Source organism: Enterococcus sp. AZ091, from assembly GCF_051714805.1.
GTDB classification, from domain to species: domain Bacteria; phylum Bacillota; class Bacilli; order Lactobacillales; family Enterococcaceae; genus Enterococcus_D; species Enterococcus_D gallinarum.
This window is the reverse complement of record NZ_JBIOSO010000001.1, coordinates 1813728-1833145: the sequence shown is the minus strand read 5'-3', so window position 1 is coordinate 1833145 and position 19418 is coordinate 1813728. Positions and strand designations below refer to the sequence as shown.

Below are 19418 nucleotides of genomic sequence, written 5' to 3'. Positions count from 1 at the left end.
CAAATTAATGAAATTAAATTTCCTTTTACAAAAAAATCATTGAAATGCAATTACACATACACTACAATAAAGACGAGGTTGAAACCGAATACATTTCTGCCCAAGTTCATCTAATTTGGTTTCGACAAACACAAAAGAAAGGAGGAGAAACAATGCTTGGAATTGGACTCATGTCTGGAACTAGTTTAGATGGTGTTGATGCCGCATTAGTAGAAATCGATAATCATTCACAGCCATCTATTCGTCTGTTGCATCTGACGACTACTGCTTTTTCCCCCGAGCTGCGCCAAAGAATAAAACAAGCCTGTGACCCGGAGGACTCTTCTGTTTCCTTGATCTGTCAGTTAAATGTTGAGCTAGGCTATGCCTTTCTCGCTGCTTGTCGTCAGGTCTGCCAAGAAACAGCAGTAACCGAAACTAGCATTGACTTTGTTGCTAGCCACGGACAAACTATTTGGCATGCACCCTCGGAAAACCCGCTTGTTTCCAGTACGTTTCAAATTGGAGAGCCGTCAATCATTGCCTACGGACTCGGAACAACTGTGGTTGCCGATTTCCGCGCGATGGATATGGCTGCTGGTGGACAAGGAGCACCGCTTGTACCTTATACTGATTATCTCTTGTATCGTTCCCCTGATAAAACCCGCTTATTGCAAAATATCGGTGGGATTGGAAATGTGACGGTCCTGCCGAAAAATGGCACATTAAGTGATCTTGTCGCCTTCGATACTGGTCCTGGAAATATGATCATCGATGAACTGATGCATCAATTATTCCAACTTCCTTACGATGCTGAAGGAAGGATTGCTCAACAGGGAACCATTATTCCTAAATTGCAAACACAATTAAGAAATCATTCCTATTTCGATCAAGCACCCCCTAAGAGCACTGGACGGGAACTATTTGGTCAAGCATTCAGTGATCAACTATTAGCAGATTTTTCTGCAGAAAAACCAGCAGACTTAATAGCAACAGTGACCGATTTTACTGCCTACTCGATTGCCGAGAGCTATCGGCGCTTCGTTTTCCCACTTGTTGAAAGCGGACCCATTGAAGTGATTTTAGCAGGCGGCGGCGCGCATAATTCAACACTAAAAAAAATGCTGGTCAACTACTTACCCGTTGAGATTACAGTGATTACCCAAAATGATTTAGGTTGGTCCAATGATGCGAAAGAAGCTATGGCATTTGCCCTTTTAGGATACGAGACCTTACAGGGACATAAAAATAATGCTCCTGCCGCGACTGGTGCCAAACAATCCGTGATTCTGGGAAAGATCATCCCAAATCCATTTGGTCCCATAGGAGAGCGGAATCACCCAACATAACTTTATCAATTCAACCATATGAACGTTTTCACAGGAGGTTAAAAAATGTTAGATAAATTTACACAGTTCATTGAACGTCACCTGGCTGGACCAATGGAAAAACTGGGGAGTCAACGGCATTTACGGGCGGTCCGCGATGGGATCGTCTCTACTTTGCCACTGATTATCGTCAGCTCATTTTTTATGATTTTAGCTTTTCCTCCCCTGCCACAAGACTGGGGAATCTATCAATTTCTTTCGAGCCATGCGACCACGATCTTGCTTCCTTACCGCATGACGATGTACATTATGAGTTTATATGCCGCATTCGGGATCGGCTTTAGCTTAGCCCGTTCCTATAAACTCGATGGTCTCTCTGGTGGTATCTTAGCCACCACAGCTTTTTTATTGACTTTCACGCCAATAAATATTCCCCCCGAAGCTTTGGAGGCTGCTGGTACAGCCGGATTTGTTTTACCAATGGCAAACTTGGGCAGTGCCGGGATGTTCGTAGCGATCATTACATCGATTTTAGCTGTCGAGATTTATCGTTTGACGGATAAATCTAAATTTAAAATCACGATGCCGGAACAAGTCCCTCCTGCTGTTGCTCGATCTTTTGAAGCTTTAACGCCAACATTGATCATTATTTTAGGTATGGGGGCAATCACCTATTACATTGGCTTTGACTGGCATACCATCGTAGCAAAAGTTGTTGATCCTCTAGTTAGCGCAGCCGATAGCTTGCCAAGTGTCTTATTGATCACTTTCTTAACGACATTCTTTTGGTCCTTTGGTATCCATGGTGCCTCGATCGTTGGTTCACTGGCACGGCCGTTATGGCTGCAATTATTGGAAGGCAACACCACTGCGTTAGCTTCTGGCGATGTGATTCCCAACATTGCTGCTGAGCCATTCTACCAATGGTTCATTTGGATCGGCGGCGCAGGGTCAACCATCGGTCTGGCGATCTTGCTTGCTTTTCGTACAAAATCCGAATTCGGATCAAAACTAGGAAAAACCGCATTGATCCCTGCTATTTTCAATATCAATGAGCCGCTGATTTTTGGGACGCCTATCGTCTTGAATCCAATTTTGATTCCGCCATTTATCATTGCACCATTAGTCAATGGTGTAATTGCCTGGGTAGCCACCTCGGCTGGTTTAGTCAACAAAGTGACCGTCAATGCCCCTTGGACATTGCCAGGACCAATTGGTGCCTTTCTTGCAACAGGCGGTGACTGGAGAGCAATCGTCTTAAACATTCTTTTGATTGTACTTTCCATCCTCATTTATTATCCATTTGTAAAAATCTATGACAAAAATGAATTGGAAAAGGAAAATCAACCAGTCACTGAATAACTCTTGATGAGCTAAAAAAGGAGCCTCTGTCTAACAGAGACTCCTTTTTAAAATTTTTTTGAGCATACCAATAAGGAGCTGCTTTTCCTAAGTAAGAAGCACGAAGCAACCCTACTTTAGAAATTAGAAATAAGACTATGTTTTAACGCAGTGTTACTATTCTAACAATCATTAAGGGAAATTATTATCCTTCCCTTAATGCACCTTTTAAGAAATTTACAAACTATTTATATAAGATATCTATTCATTTTATTCAATAGGCAAATTGTGCTGTTTCAAGAAAGATAGCTTATCCCAGTAGCCTCTTTGAAATAAAATTTTATTATTTACTATTCGAAAAAAACCGCAACCTCTCAAACCTAACGGGTCACGCCACTCTAAAATTGCCCATTGTCCATCTTCGAAAATGTTTTCAACGATACAAACCATTTCTGCGTTAGAGAAGTCTTGTTCAAACATTTTCTTTATAGCCTCTTTTCCAATAACTGGCTCATTGGCAACCTGATGGTTTATTGCATTGTCATCATATAATTCTGAAATAATTTCTACATCCGCATGATTAAATGCGTCAACCCATTGGCAAAGTATTTCTTTTGGCTTCATATCATTTTACCTCCTCGATGTGTAAAAATCTTCATTTTAATTTGCACTATAAAACAAGTATCTAATTGTATTTATATATTCTACTTTCACAAATAATTTTTGAACATCTGAAATCAAAGAATTACTATTTGCCCTAATAGGCCCTCTAAACCTGTAACTAAACCCTTGTTATTGATTATCTCATAGCATATCCTCAAAAAATTATCAAGTTCAATATTTATTTAAAACACAGTCAAAAATAAAAGAAGAAACGCATCAACGTTTCTTCTCTTCTACTTCATAAACAAAATTCGGATCTATTTCTTGGTCGAGCTTTGTAAAAGCACCTTGAATGCGGCGTTCCACTTCTGCTAACCCTTCTTTATCCATTTTCTTGATATCACTGATATCGATCGCCTCCCCAAAACGAACGGTTACTCGTCGACGTTTAAATAAATCTTTTAGCGTTAAGGGACCTTGATAAACAGAAGGAACGATTTTTACCTTCGCCATTTTGGCAATCAGTGCCATGCCACCCTTCAGCGCGGTCGAATGTCTTGTTCCGCTAGGAAACATAATGAGACTCAGATCTGTATCTTTTAAGATCTTCACCGGTGTTTTGACAGCACTCGGCCCTGGTTTGTCACGCTTTACCGGAAAAGCATTCGCATGAATCAAAATAAAGCGCAAGATTGGATTCTTAAACAATTCTTCTTTTGCCATAAAGCTGAACTTTTTGGGACGAGCAGCCACCGCCAGATACAACGGATCCCACCAGGTACGGTGAGGTGCAACCAATATGTAATTTTCATTTTGCGGCAAAGCCTCTTTGTTTTGATATCGGGCGTTCCCGTTGATCAAAAACAAAATGACCCGAACCACGCCTCGCATAAAGCTAAAAAACATACTCACTTTCCTTTCCAGTTTCTTTTATAAGTATGCAAAAAAACGCTTCAAATGACAAGCCTTTTTTGTCGTTTCCGATTATTCTTAATCGTAGTATAATACAAAGGAAATGAATTAGAACAGGAGTATGCTTTCATGTTGCAATCAAACGAACGCATAGATCAATTATATGCGGAAGATATCAAAATCATCCAAAGCAGCGAGGTCTTTTCTTTCTCCCTCGATGCCGTTTTGCTAGCTAACTTCCCAACGATTCCCAAACGGGGACGAATCGTTGATCTGTGTGCTGGAAATGGTGCAGTCGGCTTGTTTATCAGCCGTAAAACTTCGGCTCATATTTACCAGATCGAGCTGCAGGATCGGCTGGCTGATATGGCCCAACGCAGTGTAAGCTTGAATGGGCTTGAGGAACAAATAACGGTTTACCCAATGGATTTAAAGAACATCTTTACCAAAATCAAACCGGATTCGGTGGATCTTTTGGTCTGTAATCCGCCCTATTTCAAAAATGTTCCCACTGCTGTTAAAAATCCCAATCCTTATCTGGCGATTGCTCGCCATGAAATCGAGACCACATTAGACGAGGTGGTCCACACAGCCAGTAAAGCGCTGAAAATGAATGGGCGCTTTGCTATGGTTCACCGACCTGATCGTTTTTTGGATATTTTAGACTGCATGAGAAAATATCGGATCGCCCCCAAACGTGTCCGTTTCGTCTATCCCAAAGCAGGGAAAGACGCGAATATCCTATTGATCGAGGGCATCAAGGATGGTAAAGCTGATGGTTTCAAGATTGCCTCACCGCTGATCACTTATCATGCGGATGGGAGCTACAGTGAGGAAGTGAGTCGGATGCTTTATGGCAGCTGATACGCATTACTTCTATGTATTGCTCTGTAAAGACAATACCTTTTACGGTGGTTATACCACAGATTTGATACGCCGCCTGCATCAACACAATCAAGGCATTGGAGCAAAGTACACTCATCCAGCTAGTCGTCGCCCCTTACAAATGATCCATGCGGAAAGCTTTGCTACCCGTAGTGAAGCCATAAAAGCGGAAGCTGCCTTTAAAAAACTGGTGCGCAAACACAAAGAACGTTATCTGACTGAACAGAAAGAAAAAAATGTTTTGAATGCTCAATCTTCAAAGGGAAGTAAAGACATCACAAAAGGATAGATGAATCGGATGATTCACCTATCCTTTTGTCTCATGTAATGACATTTTTTATTGGTTTCCAGGGACTGCCCAAGCTGTTTGACTTTTACCAAACTCTTTTGGCAAGATCCCATCAATGGATTCATAGACTAACTCTTTTTTGCTCTCAGGCAAAACGATGGCTGTTAAATAATTGTTTGTTTCTGTAAAAAAACCGATGTCTGCAAAAGCGGACTCAATCAGATGGTATTGGACACCTTGCAGCTCAGCTTGTTCTTGTTTCGCAAAGATTGGCTCTTGGCGCAAATAGTAATACTGTTCTCCTAGTTTGAAATACACAGAGTTGTGCGCAATACCCAGAAATTGGATTTCTCGGCTAACCGGTTCTGCTTGATAGATCCCCAGAGAAGGAATGGCTTCACTTTGGATTCGCTGATAAGCCGCCAACGTGCTCTGATCATAATATTTATATCCGATAAAGCGTTTTTCCCGATCGCGGATATTTGGCGTAATTTGTGCATTGTCATTTTTAAAGTCGTGAAAAAAATGATCTCCTAACAAGAAACCGCCGCCGCAAAGCAACAAAACTACGACAGGCAGCCAGATCAAACCCTGCCGCCGGTTCTCCCGATACAACAAAAGGATCAGCAAAAGTAAAAGCGCCACTAATCCAACGACTAATAAAACCGGAACGATTGAATAATAAAAAAACTCACTTTTAAGCCACATTTCTGCTGACATGAATGCAATCATCGTCTACTCCTTTTCAGTTCAAATAAGCACCTATCATCAACCCAATAAAACTAGCCGTCAATCCTACAATGTACGTACTGAAAAAATAAAGATAAAAGTACTGGCGATTGGTCTTTAGCAATGTAAATAATTCAATCGTCATTGTTGAAAAAGTAGTATAACCGCCCATGATCCCTGTTCCAAGCAAAAGATACAAGTGTTGATCAATCTGAAGACCGGCAAGAATCCCTAGTATCAACGCACCAGATAAATTAATCAGCAAAGTGGCTTTGGGGAAAGGATGTGGTCTTCGTTCAAAATAACGATTGATACCATAACGCAGGACAGCGCCCATGGCTGCACCAATTCCTACAACGATATATGCCATACTTACACCTGCTTTCTAACGAGGGCTTCGCCTAACCAGACAAAAAATAACCCGCCGCAAATCGACAGGATCAAATACCCCGCCGCTAACCCATAGGCTTGCTTTTGCAGCAACTGCACCGTGTCAAGTGCAAAGGATGAAAAAGTCGTCAAAGCACCGCAAAATCCGGTCCCCATGCCCAAGATCAAACGTCCATTCAATTGTCTTTTCGTCATGATCTGCTTGACTAAAAAGCTAAAAATAAAACAGCCAATAAAATTAGCCAGTAATGTGCCTAAAGGGAAGATGCCCCAAGACGGCAATTCCGAAGCAAGAAAATAGCGTGCCATGCCGCCAAAAAATGCAAAAAATGCCACAACAAGTACATTCATGTTGATCCTTCTTTCTAAAAGAAAAAGAACCAAGTTCATAAAACCTTGGCTCTTCTAGAAAATGATTATTTCGCGCGTTTGATGTACGTACCTTCAGAAGTATTGATTTCTAGAGATTCGCCTTCTTCGATAAAGTCAGGTACGTTGACGACCAAACCTGTTTCCATCGTTGCTGGTTTACCTGAGCCAGTCACAGTCGCACCTTTGATCGACGGTTGTGTTTCAACAACTTTCAAGATGACTGATGATGGTAATTGAACCCCAATCACTTCACTGCCGAAGAATTGGATCTTCACTTCCATGTTTTCCAGAATGTATTTCATTTCTTCTTCTACAACTTCAACCGGAATTTCATATTGTTCATAGGTTTCCAAGTCCATGAAGAACGCTGTATCGTCCATTGTATACAAATATTGAACAGCTTTCGTATCAATATGAGCTTTTTCAAATTTTTCTTCTGGACGGAATGTTGTATCATAAGTTGAACCTGAACGAACATCGCGCAATTTCATACGCATGACTGTATTCCCTTTACCAGGTTTGTGATGGCTGGCTTCTAATACCTTGATTAGTTTGCCGTCTTGCACGAATGTCATTCCTGCTCTTAAATCACTTGCATTGATCATAATGGTTTATTCTCCTTCGTCTTAGATAATCCTTGTCTATTGTATCAAAAAAACTGGCTTTGTTCTACAAAAATCAGTCTTGTGATCGGACAAGTTTTCGCCGTTTCTCCATATAATGAGGATCATACTCATCCGTTTCAATATAAATATACATTTTTTTATCCGGCATGAAGCTGCGGATCTTTGCTTCGATCTCGTTAATGATTTGATAACCGATCTCCTCTTGTTTTGCTGTGATATCAATTTTGGCAGCGACTAAGATTTCCGCAGGACCTAAATGAACGGTTTTGATATCCAATAATCGATCGACATCTGGACGATCAAAGGCTTCTTTGATCAGTACAAGATCTCTTTTCGTCACGCTTTCGCCAATCAATAAACTGTAAAATTCTCGTGCCAAAAAGATAGCAGCAATCATCAACAAAATACCGATCAGCAAGCCACTGAAAGCATCAAAAAACGCATTGCCAGTGACCATTGTCAAGATCGTTCCACCCATTGCCAACATCAAGCCAATCACTGCACAAAAGTCTTCGGTAAAGATAATCAAGATCTCACTATGGCGACTTTCTTTCAAAAAACGATAAATAGGCTGCTTTTCTACGTTCAAGGTCCGAATTTCTTTGATCGCGATCCACAAAGAACTACCTTCTACAACTAAACCGAAAAGCAAAATACCAATCACTAGCCAAGTATTACCAACTTCATGAGCAGGATGCAGCAGCTTTTCAAAAGCTTCCATTACACCTAGAGCGCCCCCACCAAAAAACAGCATCATCGCTACGATCGTACTAAAGAAGTATTTCGCGCGTCCTTCGCCAAATTGGTGAAGTTCACTTTGCCCTTTCGTTGCTCGTTTATCACCGATCAACAGAAAGATTTGATTGCTGCAATCGACCACGCTGTGAATACTTTCATTCAACATCGCCGCACTGCCGCTCAATGCGTAGCCGACAAACTTGCTGATGGCAACTAAAATATTCGAGATGAGTGCTGCTATCACCGCCATCATGCCGTTTGCTTGTTTTTCCATTCAAATTCGCTTCCTTCCAAACCAAATTCTTGCCTATTATATCTCAAAAAAGGACCCTCGCACAGGAGAGAAAAAGAGCTATTCCTTTTTTTGTTCTTTTTTGACCCGAGCTTCTCTCCGACTGATTTTCTTCGTCCAAAAGCCGCCAGAAATATATTTGGGCTCATAGCTAATGATAAAGGCCCGTTCTTCGATTTGTTTGATTTTTTGAAACAGTTTCTTCTCGCTTTTGCGTTGTGAGAGAATTTCAAGGATCAATCGCGGACCTTCTAATCCTTCTCCATAACTTTGAGTAACACCATATCCTTCTTGGCGTAAAATTTTTGGCAAATTCTTTTCTTCATCTGTATTCGTCGGTAAAATCACCGTGACCATCGTATAGCCTAGAGCTAGCTGATCTTCGATTTTGATTCCAACACTAACTCCTGCGGCGTAACCTAATGCATAAAACAGTAGGTTCAATGGATTGTCTAAGCGATCCAATACCATCGACAATCCTAATATATAAATCGTGATCTCGACCATACTGACCAGCGGTGCAATCAGCCAATACCCTTTCATCGTCAATAAAAAACGAATTGTATTCAATGTGACATAAGCCATATTGATAAAGAAGATCATCGCTAACATTTGCAAATCAATTTCCATCCCGTATCCCTCCTATTTTAAGAATAGCAAATGCTTCTCAAAAGTGAAAATAATTGAGAAGTTGCCATCTGTTAGTCACCGTTTTCTTTCAACAAATAAAAACAAGGAGGACAGCTGCCGCTTCTTTAACGGAAATTGTCGCTTCAGCTTTCTTGATATTTTTTGAAAAGACTAGCGGTATTCTGAAGCACAAAACAACTATCCAAATCACAGATGATAGCGACTGGTTTTGTCAGCTTACTTCATCCAGCAAGCTAGCGCCACAGCTTCATCTACAATTCAGATAGTTGCTTTCTTTGTTGTTTAAATCATTATCCTTGTTTTATTAACGAATAACTCCCAACTGCTTGTTGAGCGAGAGATTCTCACGAGTGCCTTTGCTTATTTCAGTTGTCCTACTCATCAAGAGCGAAAGTAGCCATTTTTATTGCTTTCTGACTGCCCCTCTTCGATCATTCCTTCTAAGGAACGATCCAAAACAGCTCGCTTATCGCCGTTTTTTTTGTTCATGCCGCGAAATTCCCGCCGTGTCATGCCTACAGATTGCGGTCGATTGAACTTTCTGACCGTGGGATCATCGCCTTCTTTTACTTGGTAGGCTGCTGGCTCAGTATCAAAGAGCAAATAGGATTCGCGGGGTTTCTCCATTGAATCCATCAGTTCTTGTGAAGTGATCTCTTCTTTTTCTTGCTCAGGGATGATCGATGCAGGAATGTATTTGGGAACAAAATAAGATCGCCCAGAATACTCTTTCTTGGTCGGTGTTGGCGTTTCAGCCCGTTCTGCTTTACTCGTCACTTTATAAGAAGCACGTCGTTGATCATTGCCAAAAAGATTTGTTTTGCCGGTAGGTGTACTTTCCTGCAAAGGTCGTTTTCCATAGCTTGGTAAATTTGCCCGATGTTGCGCTAATTCTTCTTTTTGCCGCACACTATGACCGTAATTGGGGTGACTGGAAGGAACTTTCCGACGCAATGAGTGAGCAGAATCCTTTTCTTTGCTGCTCGTGCTAGGTTGATCCTTGATTTCTGTCAAAATCCAATCATCAGACTGACTGAAAACTTCCTTGTGTTCGGACTGCAGCTTTACACCTTCTTGATCATCATATGCTGGAAAACGGAAATGTTTGCGTTTCACATCTAAATAATTTGCCAATTCACTCATCCTCTGGTTGCGATTTTTTATAATCATATCATATTTCAGTGAATAATTCACGAAAGCTGTGGTGCCTTTTGGGAATATTCAATGACCAAATGCAATAGATTATTACGTCAGACTAGCTGAATTTGGCTCTTTGACATGTGCATACAATGGTTCGATCTGCCAAATGTCATCAGCATAATTTTGAACCGTATAATCTGCGGAAAATTTGCCGGCATTCGCAATATTCATCAAGCTGATCGCTTGCCAGCGCTGTTGGTCTTTATAAGCTAAATCCACGCGATATTGGGCATCGCAATAAGATTTGAAGTCTTTCAACAAGAAGTATTCATCATTATATTTTAACAGTGAATCAAACACTTCCCGACCTTCTCTTTCTATATTTGGGATCGTTCCGTCAATAAATGCATTCACAACTCGTTGCAGCACAGGATCTTCTTCATAAAACGCATACGCAGAATAGTTTTGTTGGGCATAATAAGCATAGACCTCTTCTTCTGTTAATCCAAAAATGGCAATGTTCTCATCTCCGATTGCATCTCGAATCTCAATGTTCGCACCATCCAATGTCGCGATCGTGACTGCCCCATTCAACATCAGCTTCATGTTGCTAGTACCGGAAGCTTCTTTTGATGCTAAGGAAATTTGCTCACTGACATCTGCTGCGGAAATGATCCGCTCAGCCAATGTGACATTGTAGTTTTCCAAAAAGACGACTTTCAGCTTATCATTGATTGTCGGATCATGATTGATCAGGTTAGCTACTTCATTGATCACTTTAATAATGGCTTTCGCATAATGATAACTAGGTGCGGCCTTCGCTCCAAAAATAAATACCCGCGGATGAATCGGTGCTTGAGGGTCATCTTTCAAGTCAAAGTAAAGTTTCAAAATATGCATCACATTCAGCAATTGTCGTTTATACGCATGGAGCCGCTTGATTTGGACATCAAATATCGCGGTTGGATCAACTTCGATCTCGGTTGTCTGCTGAATATATTCAGCTAACGCTTGTTTGTTGGTCAGTTTTGCATCTGCTAGACGTTGCAATACTGTTGGATCTTCTTGGTAATTTTTCAATAATTGCAAGTCTTGTGGGTTATGGCGCCAACTTTTGCCGATAGTCATATCAAGCACCTTTGATAAAGGTTGATTGGCTAACTGCATCCAACGACGTTGTGCGATCCCATTGGTTTTATTATTGAAACGTTCTGGGAATATCAAATAAAAATCATGTAGGACAACGGATTTCAACAGATCAGAATGGAGCTTTGCGACACCATTGACACTATGGCTGCCAATAATCGCTAAATGCGCCATATGGACTTGGCCATCAATAATAATACGCGTCCGATTAAGAAGGGCAGCTTCGTGAACCTCTGCATACTCTTCAAGATAACGACGATCGATTTCTTCAATGATTTGGTAATTCCGAGGAATAACTTCTTTGAATAGATCAATCGGCCATTTTTCTAAAGCTTCAGCCATAATCGTATGGTTGGTATAGCTCATGACTTTCACTGTGATTGCCCATGCTTGTTCCCATGGCAAATCATGATCATCTAACAATAACCGCATCAATTCGGATACACATAATGCAGGGTGGGTATCATTGATATGGATAGCAATTTTTTCACTCATCATCGTTAGCGGATGATTCAATTTTAAATAGTAGCGAACAATACTTTGAATGCCTGCTGAGACAAAGAAATATTCTTGCATAAGTCGAGTCTTCTTGCCTCGTTCATTAGAATCATCTGGATACAAGACAGCGGTCAGATCTTCTAGAGAACGACGAGATTCAATGGTTGCATAGTTGGCTTCTTCCGCTGCAGGAACCTCAACGCTCCACAAACGTAATGTATTGATCATATCATTTTGATAGCCAACCATTCCGGTATCATAAGGAACCGCACGCCAGACATACCCACCATGCCGTTCAGGACGCAGCCGCCCATTCTCGTCTTCAATCAAGTACACTTCGCCGCCATATTGAATATCCACGGCTTTACTCTCCTTTCGAACCTCCCAGACATTTCCGGAACGTAACCAGTCGTCAGGCAGCTCTACTTGATGCCCATCTACAAACTTTTGTTTAAAAAGGCCATAATTATAACGGATGCCGTTCCCATTTCCTGGCAACCCTAATGAAGCCAAAGAATCCATGAAACAAGAAGCTAATCGTCCTAGTCCACCATTTCCTAATGCCATATCTTTTTCAACTTCAGCAACTTCGTCTAATGAAAAGGATAACTCTTCGAAGAGCTCTTCCGCAGTATCCAGCAACCCTAAATTTAGTAGATTACTTTTCAACAGTTTTCCAGGTAAAAATTCGATTGAGAAATAATACGCCTGTTTCTGCTGTTCAACGAGCAGATTTTTTCGTGTCTGGCTCCAATCATTCGCGTAGCAGCTCTTGACCACGTTAGCTAAAGCTAAAAACAATTCTTGCGGTGAAGCTTCTGCGATCTCGATCGAAAAAATATCTTTCAACCGGGTTTCTAATAATTCTTGCAAGGTAGCTTTCTCCATTACAATTCACTCCTTTATGACTATCAATTTGTATGAAAAAGGACAGAAGCACCAATCGCCCTTGTCGCTAGGTCGTTCTGTCAAACCCGCTCTACTTTCAGACTAATGAATACTTCTGTCTTATACTTGATTATACTTTGATCGCTTGGTAGAGATCAATATATTGATTGGAACTAATGTCCCAGCTAAAATCTTTATTCATGGCTTGTGCTTGCAAAGATTTCCACGTCTGCTGGTCGTCTTGATAAAGCAGGATTCCTTGTTTCACTGCATTCATCAAATAAAATGACGTGAACTCTTGGAAACCAAATCCGGTGCCTTGATGAGTGATTGGATTGTATGAATCTACCGTATCTTTTAGACCGCCAATCTCATGCACGACTGGCAATGTCCCGTAACGCATGGCGATCATTTGTGAAAGCCCGCAAGGTTCAAAAGCAGAAGGCATCAAGAACAGATCCGCTCCGGCATACATTTTTTGCGCCAGTCCAATATCAAAAGAAATCACCGCAGCACATTTTTCTGGATATTTTGCAGCAAAGTAACGGAATCCTTCTTCAAATTCCGGTTCTCCCGTTCCTAACAGCGCAAATTGAACATCAAATTGCAATAAGTTTTCCATTTCTGGCATTACAAGATGAAAGCCTTTTTGTGTAGTCAAGCGGCTGACCACTGTGATAAGAGGAACATCACGCGCTGGCAGCCCCAGCATCTTTTGCAATTCTTGCTTGTTTGCAGCTTTACCGGACATTTCATCGGAAGTAAAATGATAGGGCAGCAATGGATCTGTTGCGGGATCGTTGGTTTCATAATCGATTCCGTTCAATATTCCTTGCAGTTTCCCAGATTCCATTCTTAGAATGACTTCAAGTCCGCAACCAAATTCTGGTGTTTTGATTTCCTCACTATAAGAAGGACTGACTGTTGTGATACGATCTGCGTATAAAATACCTGCTTTCATGAAATTCAAACAGTCGTTTAAACGTAATGTCCCGTCATCGTAACGCTCTGTCCCCATGCCAAACAAGTCCGGTAAAATATCTTTGCTGTACCATCCTTGAAAGCCAATGTTATGAATCGTCAAAACGGTGCGGATATTCTGATAAGCATTGATCCAATGATATTTTTCTTTCAGAAGAAAAGGAATCATTGCTGTATGGTAATCATTCACATGAATCACGTCAGGAATAAAATCGATTCTCTCCATCATTTCGATAGTTGCTAGTTGAAAGAAGGCAAAACGTTCGCCATCATCATAATAATCGTATAAATTATCACGACCAAAATAGTACAGATTATCGATAAGATAGTAGGTAACACGATTGAGAACTAGTTTCTTCAACCCACAATATTGCTTACGCCAACCCACATTGACTTCAAATGAAAAACAATCTTCCAGCTGTTCTTGATAGTCGGCTGACATTTTAGTAAAGAATGGCAGAACCACGACTGTTTCTACCCCTTTTTTGACAAGTTCTTTAGGCAATGCACCCACGACATCCCCTAGTCCACCTGTCTTGAAAAATGGCGCACATTCTGCTGCGGCAAATAGTACCTTCATGCCGTTGCTCCTCCAATTAGATCTTCAGTGACATGGGTATTTTTTTTGACGACGATCGGTGCGTCACTGGTTCCTCTAACTTTGACACCTTCTGCGATCACAACATTTTTATCGAGAATAGCATAGGAAACTTCAGCACCTTCCTTGATTTCATTATTCCCAAAAATGATCGTGTCTTTGACATGGGCATTCGGATGAATCGTTGTTCTGCGGGCAACAAGTGACCGTTCGACAGATCCTTCTACGATACAACCAGAAGCAAAGTGACTATTTTTGACATCCGAAGTCTCAGCGTAATAGGTTGGCACTTCATTCTTCAGCTTGGTGTAGATCTTTTGATTTGAGTAAAGCAATGAGGTAAATTTGTGGACATCTAACATGTCCATGTTGGTTTGGTAATAGGATTGAATATCATAAATATTGCTTAAATAACCAGTATATTCATACAAGCTAGTATTTTCGATAGAGATTCGTTCCCGCAAGAAACGACCTAGGTCTGGAGTAGCTCCTACAGCTTGTCCTTCTTTTAAAGCTTGGATCAGGCGGTCTGTTTTGATGATGAAGATATCAGTACAAAGATTGACCATACTTTCTGTCTCGCATTTCTTCGCTTGGACAGCTTCATTCAAATGGCCTTCTTCGTCAACTGAAAAGATCAAGTCGTTGTCACTTACGTTATCACTGCTGATTCGTTTATAAACGACCGTCATTTCTTTATTCTGTAACTGGTGGATTTTCAGCAACGCCCGCAAATCGATGTTGCACAAAATATTGCTGCCCATATAAACCGTATGCTCTGATTTAGATTTTTCCAAATAATCGATCACGTTATAGTAATACTCTTGACCAGCAGCTTGCTGTTTTAATGAGTCTTGGAACAAATGAATGAAGAAACGGTTTTGAACACCATCTAGATTCCATTCTTTCCCGCCACCGATATGGTCAAATACGGATTGTGTTTCTCCTTCATTAAAAATCATATACACTTGTTTGATATTTGCATTTTCAATACTTGACAAGTTGAAATCAAGCAAACGATATTTACAATCAAACAATAGCGTCGACAACGGACGACTTTCCGTTAAGGGCATCAGTTCTTTGTAGCGGTGCAGATTGCCTAAAATGGCACACATTTTATTAGTTCTCATCAATCGTCACTCCTATCACTTCAGAATAACCAACAACAGCAATTTCATCTGTTCCGTCTATGACTGCATCATCACCGATCACTGCATTTTCTCCAATGATCGCGCGTTTTAGTGTTACATTTTTCCCAATGACTGCTCCAGGCATGACCACACTATCTGTGATCTTGGTTCCTTCTTTGACTTGAACATTTTCTGATAAAATACTATGTTCAATATCTCCAGCAACATAGCAACCATCCATGATCAACGAATTTTTTGCAGAACCTGTTTCTGTAATGAAATGAGGAGGAGCAATCGGATTTTTTGAAAAGACTTGCCAATTTTTATCACGGATTCCCAGTTCCATCTTTGGATCGATAAATTCCATATTAGCTTCCCAAAGAGAATCAATGGTACCCACGTCTTTCCAATAGCCTGAAAAACGATAAGCAAATACATTGTCGCCACTTTCCAAGTAAGATGGAATCACGTGTTTCCCAAAGTCGACCATTTCGCCGTCTTTTGTATAATTGCTTAACAGTACGCTGCGTAAGCGAGCCCAGTCAAAGATATAGATTCCCATTGAAGCTAAGTTACTTTTTGGCTCTGCTGGTTTTTCATCAAATTCAATGATCCGGTCATTTTTATCTGTGTTCATGATACCAAAGCGGGAAGCGTCTTTCATTGGCACTTCTAGCACTGCAACAGTAAGAGACGCATCGTTTTCTTTGTGTTTTTCCAGCATTTCTTCGTAATCCATCTTGTAGATATGGTCACCGGATAATACTAATACATATTGAGGGTCCATTTCATCAATGTAGGCAATGTTCTGATAGATCGCATGAGCTGTTCCTTCAAACCATTTTCCACCTTCAGAATTTGAGTAGGGTTGTAAAATCGTCACTCCGGTATTGATACCATCTAACCCCCAACTTGATCCGTTTCCAATGTGACTGTTCAATGCCAAAGGTTGATACTGTGTCACCACACCAACATTCTTAATCCCTGAATTGACACAATTACTTAATGTAAAATCGATAATACGATACCGACCACCAAAAGGTACTGCAGGTTTCGCAATATTTTTGGTCAACTTCCCTAAACGTGTGCCTTGTCCTCCTGCGAGGATCATCGCTAACATCTCTGTTTTCATTTTCTTGAGCCGCTAAAAAGCCAATCTCTTTCACGATGCCGGTGTTATTTTCGATATGAATGCTTTTCTTTCAAAAAGCCTTCTTTTCGATATCACCTTTCACGTTGTCACTTCGATTGGACTTTCGAGCCAGCTCCTCCCCCCTTTCATTTTTTCCTGCGTTTGATTTGAATCTTTTCTGGTTTTATAATCAATGCCCCAAGTGCTGGCAAAATTGTTTTGATTTGATAAGGATATTCTTTGAATGGAATCGCTTCTGTTTGTTGGTCTTGATTATTCTGGGTCCAAGTCCCGCCAAAACTATCGCGTTCGGTATTCAATACTTCACGGTAGGTCCCTTCATACGGAACGCCAATGGCGAAATCGTGGCGTTCAACAGGTGTCAAATTCAATACAACGATCACGAAATCTTTTTTGGTTTTACCTTGTCGCAAATAGGTCAATGTTGTTTCCGCTAAGTTATCAGCATCAATGACTACCAGCGATTCTTCTTTATCTTCGATTTCCCACAATGAGCGCTCCTGTTTATACAGTTCATTTAGTGTCTTTGTAAATTGCTGCATACGCTGATTTAGTTCATCTGATAAATCGACCCATTCAAGCCCGTGATCATATTTCCATTCCAAAAATTGTCCCCACTCACTGCCCATAAACAGCAGTTTCTTCCCTGGATGGGTCATCATGTAGGTATACAAATTTCTTAATTGTGAAAATTGCTTGTAACGATCTCCCCACATTTTGTGCATTAAGCTACGTTTGCCATGGACGACTTCGTCATGGGAAAGGGGTAATATATAGTTCTCATTCATGCGGTACATGAATGAGAACGACAACAAACTCAAATGGTCCTTACGGAAGATTGGATCCATTTGGTAAAAACGCAGGACATCGTTCATCCAGCCCAGATTCCATTTGTAATCAAATCCAAGAGCCCCTTCTTCAATCAGGCCTGTAACTTTCGTTTCTGAGGTACTTTCTTCAGCGATCATCATCACTTCTGGATGCGCCAGTTTCACGACTGCATTTAGTTTCTGCAAGAAGTAATAACCTTCATAATTTCGATTGCCCCCCTCATGATTTGGTTGCCAAACACCCTGGTCGTAGTCTCGGTAGATCATGTTCGAAACCGCATCCACGCGAATCCCATCGATGTGATAAAATTCGATCCAAAAAAGGGCACTGGATAGCAAGAAACTTTGTACTTGTGGTTTGCCTAAATCAAAATTGATTGCTCCCCAACGAACATTTTTTGCACGATCGGCATCTTGATATTCAAATGTCGGCGTTCCATCATAGTAAGCCAAACAATCATCATTGACACAAAAATGGCCCGGCACCCAGTCAACTAGGACACCGATATTTTCCAAGTGACAGGCTTCAACAAAATCTTGAAATTCTTCTGGTGTGCCGTAATAAGCGCTGAGCGCAAAATAGCCAATCAATTGATAACCCCACGATGTGCCTAATGGATGTTCCATCAATGGCATAAATTCAATATGGGTGTAGCCCATTTGTTTGAGGTAAGGAATGAGTTCATCTTTTAATTCAGAAAAACGATAAGGGGTTCCATCTGCGTGGTGTTTCCAAGAACTTGCATGGACTTCATAAATATTAAGTGGTCGTTTAAATTGATTTTGACGCTTTTTGCGGCCTTGCCACAAACCATCACGCCATTTTTTTGCCGGCACGGTGTACAAGACAGCAGCCGTTCCAGGACGTTCTTCGAAATAAATTGCATATGGATCAATTTTCATGATTTCACGGCCGTCGGCTTGCTTGACCTTGAATTTATAATGCTGTCCTTCTTGAGGCTGATTGGTGGTAATTTCCCAAATCCCCGATTCGGAGCGTTTCGTCATCGGCAAAGAGTCATCCCATTGATTGAAGTCACCTACTAGCCAGACATTTTGCGCATTTGGCGCCCAGACACGAAAAACATAGCCTGCTTTCATACGATGTGCACCTAAAAGATGCTGTGAATAAAAATTTTCACCGGTCGTAAACTGCTTCTCTGCTGTAATCATTTGCTCATTTTCCACTCGTATGTCAAACCTCCTCTTAGATCAACCCTATTTTTTCAGCCAATCAATCTTCCATCTAAAAACAGAATATTAGGAAGATCACTGGGAAAATAGTTCAGGGCAGATGGCTTTAATTTAGCATTGCTGCTCCTATATGTAGAATAGCATAAATTAAAGATCTCGTAACGTAAAAGCCTTGGCGATTGCCGGAATAGACCAATTCCTATTCCTGATTCGTTGTATTTCGATCCTCTGCTTATAATCAAAAGATTTAAGGCAGAAAAAAAACAGCTTGAACACGATTGGTTCAACCTGTTTCAGTGCTGCTTCTTTTTTTGGAAACAAAAGCGACATAAGAAGCGACACTTACTTGAAACAAACCGACGATCAAAAATAAAGCAAACAAAAATGGATGGAATTGAACTTTCATCTGGAAAGCCGTTATGACCGCAGCGATCCCAATTCCGGCTGAAAGATAAGGCCAAGAACGAAAAGACCAGAAGCTGGCAACTGTTGTATATAAACTACAGATGCCCAATAAAAAAAGCCTTGTGACCACATCAAAGACTGTGTCTGAAAAATGTATATTCTCTGAAAAAATTTGATTTGCATTAAATGTGTTAGGAACTTTTAAAATAAATAAAAGTGCCGACACCATACTTAGAATAAAAATAAACACATGGCTACTTGCAAAGACGATTCTTTGATTTGATTTCACCTGAGACTCACAACCTTTGATTAATCCATTC

Annotated in this window: 19 protein-coding genes; 4 read left to right on the top strand and 15 right to left on the bottom strand. The window is 40.8% G+C overall.

The features are described from left to right. Positions 1–152: 152 nt before the first annotated feature. Together anmK and IGJ28_RS09150 are read left to right on the top strand one after the other, a co-directional pair. Positions 153–1328 (top strand): anhydro-N-acetylmuramic acid kinase AnmK, encoded by a 1176-nt coding sequence (anmK, locus tag IGJ28_RS09155; protein WP_003127023.1) that lies wholly within the window; start codon positions 153–155, stop codon positions 1326–1328. Between the two features lie 45 nt (positions 1329–1373). Beyond that, a complete protein-coding gene (locus IGJ28_RS09150; protein ID WP_003127022.1) occupies positions 1374–2669 on the top strand; it encodes a PTS sugar transporter subunit IIC in 1296 nt (431 codons plus the stop codon). Positions 2670–2918: 249 nt separating this feature from the next. Here IGJ28_RS09150 and IGJ28_RS09145 read toward each other — a convergent pair whose 3' ends face one another. Next, entirely contained in the window at positions 2919–3272 is a 354-nt protein-coding gene (locus tag IGJ28_RS09145) for a nuclear transport factor 2 family protein (protein ID WP_252711836.1), read from the bottom strand. A gap of 255 nt (positions 3273–3527) precedes the next feature. Next, on the bottom strand, positions 3528–4157 hold the full coding sequence (locus IGJ28_RS09140) for a lysophospholipid acyltransferase family protein (RefSeq protein ID WP_003127020.1): 630 nt from the start codon (positions 4155–4157) through the stop codon (positions 3528–3530). Between the two features lie 135 nt (positions 4158–4292). On the opposite strand from IGJ28_RS09140, the gene IGJ28_RS09135 reads away from it, so the two are divergent. Together IGJ28_RS09135 and IGJ28_RS09130 are read left to right on the top strand one after the other, a co-directional pair. After that, complete coding sequence (locus tag IGJ28_RS09135; RefSeq protein WP_021151099.1) at positions 4293–5027, top strand: tRNA1(Val) (adenine(37)-N6)-methyltransferase; 735 nt, start codon at positions 4293–4295, stop codon at positions 5025–5027. Next, complete coding sequence (locus IGJ28_RS09130) at positions 5017–5337, top strand: GIY-YIG nuclease family protein (RefSeq protein WP_252711835.1); 321 nt, start codon at positions 5017–5019, stop codon at positions 5335–5337. The genes IGJ28_RS09135 and IGJ28_RS09130 overlap by 11 nt, the downstream gene beginning before the upstream one ends. A gap of 48 nt (positions 5338–5385) precedes the next feature. On the opposite strand, the gene IGJ28_RS09125 is transcribed toward IGJ28_RS09130, so the two are convergent. From IGJ28_RS09125 to IGJ28_RS09065, 13 genes are all read right to left on the bottom strand, one after another. After that, the gene (locus IGJ28_RS09125; RefSeq protein ID WP_005472327.1) at positions 5386–6069 is read right to left on the bottom strand and encodes a hypothetical protein; all 684 of its coding nucleotides are present in this window, start codon (positions 6067–6069) and stop codon (positions 5386–5388) included. Between the two features lie 13 nt (positions 6070–6082). Continuing rightward, on the bottom strand, positions 6083–6436 hold the full coding sequence (locus IGJ28_RS09120; RefSeq protein WP_005472325.1) for a fluoride efflux transporter FluC: 354 nt from the start codon (positions 6434–6436) through the stop codon (positions 6083–6085). A gap of 2 nt (positions 6437–6438) precedes the next feature. Then, positions 6439–6807 carry a fluoride efflux transporter CrcB gene (gene crcB / locus IGJ28_RS09115; RefSeq protein WP_156247308.1) on the bottom strand — a complete coding sequence of 123 codons (369 nt, stop codon included), beginning with the start codon at positions 6805–6807 and terminating at the stop codon, positions 6439–6441. 65 nt (positions 6808–6872) lie between these two features. Beyond that, positions 6873–7433 carry an elongation factor P gene (efp, locus tag IGJ28_RS09110; protein WP_003127013.1) on the bottom strand — a complete coding sequence of 187 codons (561 nt, stop codon included), beginning with the start codon at positions 7431–7433 and terminating at the stop codon, positions 6873–6875. A gap of 73 nt (positions 7434–7506) precedes the next feature. Then, positions 7507–8466 (bottom strand): cation diffusion facilitator family transporter, encoded by a 960-nt coding sequence (locus IGJ28_RS09105; RefSeq protein ID WP_003127012.1) that lies wholly within the window; start codon positions 8464–8466, stop codon positions 7507–7509. 78 nt (positions 8467–8544) lie between these two features. After that, positions 8545–9114, bottom strand: coding sequence for a DUF2179 domain-containing protein (locus IGJ28_RS09100; protein ID WP_252711834.1), 570 nt, complete (start codon positions 9112–9114; stop codon positions 8545–8547). A 402-nt stretch (positions 9115–9516) separates the two neighbouring features. Beyond that, positions 9517–10278: a hypothetical protein gene (locus IGJ28_RS09095; protein ID WP_029486949.1), complete on the bottom strand. Its 762-nt coding sequence runs from the start codon at positions 10276–10278 to the stop codon at positions 9517–9519. Positions 10279–10380: 102 nt separating this feature from the next. Then, the gene (locus tag IGJ28_RS09090) at positions 10381–12807 is read right to left on the bottom strand and encodes a glycogen/starch/alpha-glucan phosphorylase (protein ID WP_438845335.1); all 2427 of its coding nucleotides are present in this window, start codon (positions 12805–12807) and stop codon (positions 10381–10383) included. Between the two features lie 130 nt (positions 12808–12937). Then, positions 12938–14368: a glycogen synthase GlgA gene (glgA, locus tag IGJ28_RS09085; protein WP_252711832.1), complete on the bottom strand. Its 1431-nt coding sequence runs from the start codon at positions 14366–14368 to the stop codon at positions 12938–12940. Further along, positions 14365–15516, bottom strand: coding sequence for a glucose-1-phosphate adenylyltransferase subunit GlgD (glgD, locus tag IGJ28_RS09080; RefSeq protein ID WP_005472316.1), 1152 nt, complete (start codon positions 15514–15516; stop codon positions 14365–14367). Before glgD ends, glgA begins: the two co-directional genes overlap by 4 nt. After that, positions 15506–16648, bottom strand: coding sequence for a glucose-1-phosphate adenylyltransferase (locus tag IGJ28_RS09075; RefSeq protein WP_252711831.1), 1143 nt, complete (start codon positions 16646–16648; stop codon positions 15506–15508). Before IGJ28_RS09075 ends, glgD begins: the two co-directional genes overlap by 11 nt. 146 nt (positions 16649–16794) lie before the next feature. After that, on the bottom strand, positions 16795–18672 hold the full coding sequence (glgB, locus tag IGJ28_RS09070) for a 1,4-alpha-glucan branching protein GlgB (RefSeq protein WP_029486951.1): 1878 nt from the start codon (positions 18670–18672) through the stop codon (positions 16795–16797). Positions 18673–18976: 304 nt separating this feature from the next. After that, positions 18977–19387, bottom strand: a complete 411-nt coding sequence (locus tag IGJ28_RS09065) for a hypothetical protein (protein ID WP_005472313.1) — start codon at positions 19385–19387, stop codon at positions 18977–18979. Positions 19388–19418: the final 31 nt, after the last annotated feature.

Excerpts from the sequence above, each read along its gene's own strand:
- anmK (WP_003127023.1), top strand. The coding sequence starts at position 153 with ATGCTTGGAATTGGACTCATGTCTGGAACTAGTTTAGATGGTGTTGAT.
- IGJ28_RS09150 (WP_003127022.1), top strand. The coding sequence starts at position 1,374 with ATGTTAGATAAATTTACACAGTTCATTGAACGTCACCTGGCTGGACCA.
- IGJ28_RS09145 (WP_252711836.1), bottom strand. The coding sequence starts at position 3,272 with ATGAAGCCAAAAGAAATACTTTGCCAATGGGTTGACGCATTTAATCAT.
- IGJ28_RS09140 (WP_003127020.1), bottom strand. The coding sequence starts at position 4,157 with ATGTTTTTTAGCTTTATGCGAGGCGTGGTTCGGGTCATTTTGTTTTTG.
- IGJ28_RS09135 (WP_021151099.1), top strand. The coding sequence starts at position 4,293 with ATGTTGCAATCAAACGAACGCATAGATCAATTATATGCGGAAGATATC.
- IGJ28_RS09130 (WP_252711835.1), top strand. The coding sequence starts at position 5,017 with ATGGCAGCTGATACGCATTACTTCTATGTATTGCTCTGTAAAGACAAT.
- IGJ28_RS09125 (WP_005472327.1), bottom strand. The coding sequence starts at position 6,069 with ATGATTGCATTCATGTCAGCAGAAATGTGGCTTAAAAGTGAGTTTTTT.
- IGJ28_RS09120 (WP_005472325.1), bottom strand. The coding sequence starts at position 6,436 with ATGGCATATATCGTTGTAGGAATTGGTGCAGCCATGGGCGCTGTCCTG.
- crcB (WP_156247308.1), bottom strand. The coding sequence starts at position 6,807 with ATGAATGTACTTGTTGTGGCATTTTTTGCATTTTTTGGCGGCATGGCA.
- efp (WP_003127013.1), bottom strand. The coding sequence starts at position 7,433 with ATGATCAATGCAAGTGATTTAAGAGCAGGAATGACATTCGTGCAAGAC.
- IGJ28_RS09105 (WP_003127012.1), bottom strand. The coding sequence starts at position 8,466 with ATGGAAAAACAAGCAAACGGCATGATGGCGGTGATAGCAGCACTCATC.
- IGJ28_RS09100 (WP_252711834.1), bottom strand. The coding sequence starts at position 9,114 with ATGGAAATTGATTTGCAAATGTTAGCGATGATCTTCTTTATCAATATG.
- IGJ28_RS09095 (WP_029486949.1), bottom strand. The coding sequence starts at position 10,278 with ATGAGTGAATTGGCAAATTATTTAGATGTGAAACGCAAACATTTCCGT.
- IGJ28_RS09090 (WP_438845335.1), bottom strand. The coding sequence starts at position 12,807 with ATGGAGAAAGCTACCTTGCAAGAATTATTAGAAACCCGGTTGAAAGAT.
- glgA (WP_252711832.1), bottom strand. The coding sequence starts at position 14,368 with ATGAAGGTACTATTTGCCGCAGCAGAATGTGCGCCATTTTTCAAGACA.
- glgD (WP_005472316.1), bottom strand. The coding sequence starts at position 15,516 with ATGAGAACTAATAAAATGTGTGCCATTTTAGGCAATCTGCACCGCTAC.
- IGJ28_RS09075 (WP_252711831.1), bottom strand. The coding sequence starts at position 16,648 with ATGAAAACAGAGATGTTAGCGATGATCCTCGCAGGAGGACAAGGCACA.
- glgB (WP_029486951.1), bottom strand. The coding sequence starts at position 18,672 with ATGATTACAGCAGAGAAGCAGTTTACGACCGGTGAAAATTTTTATTCA.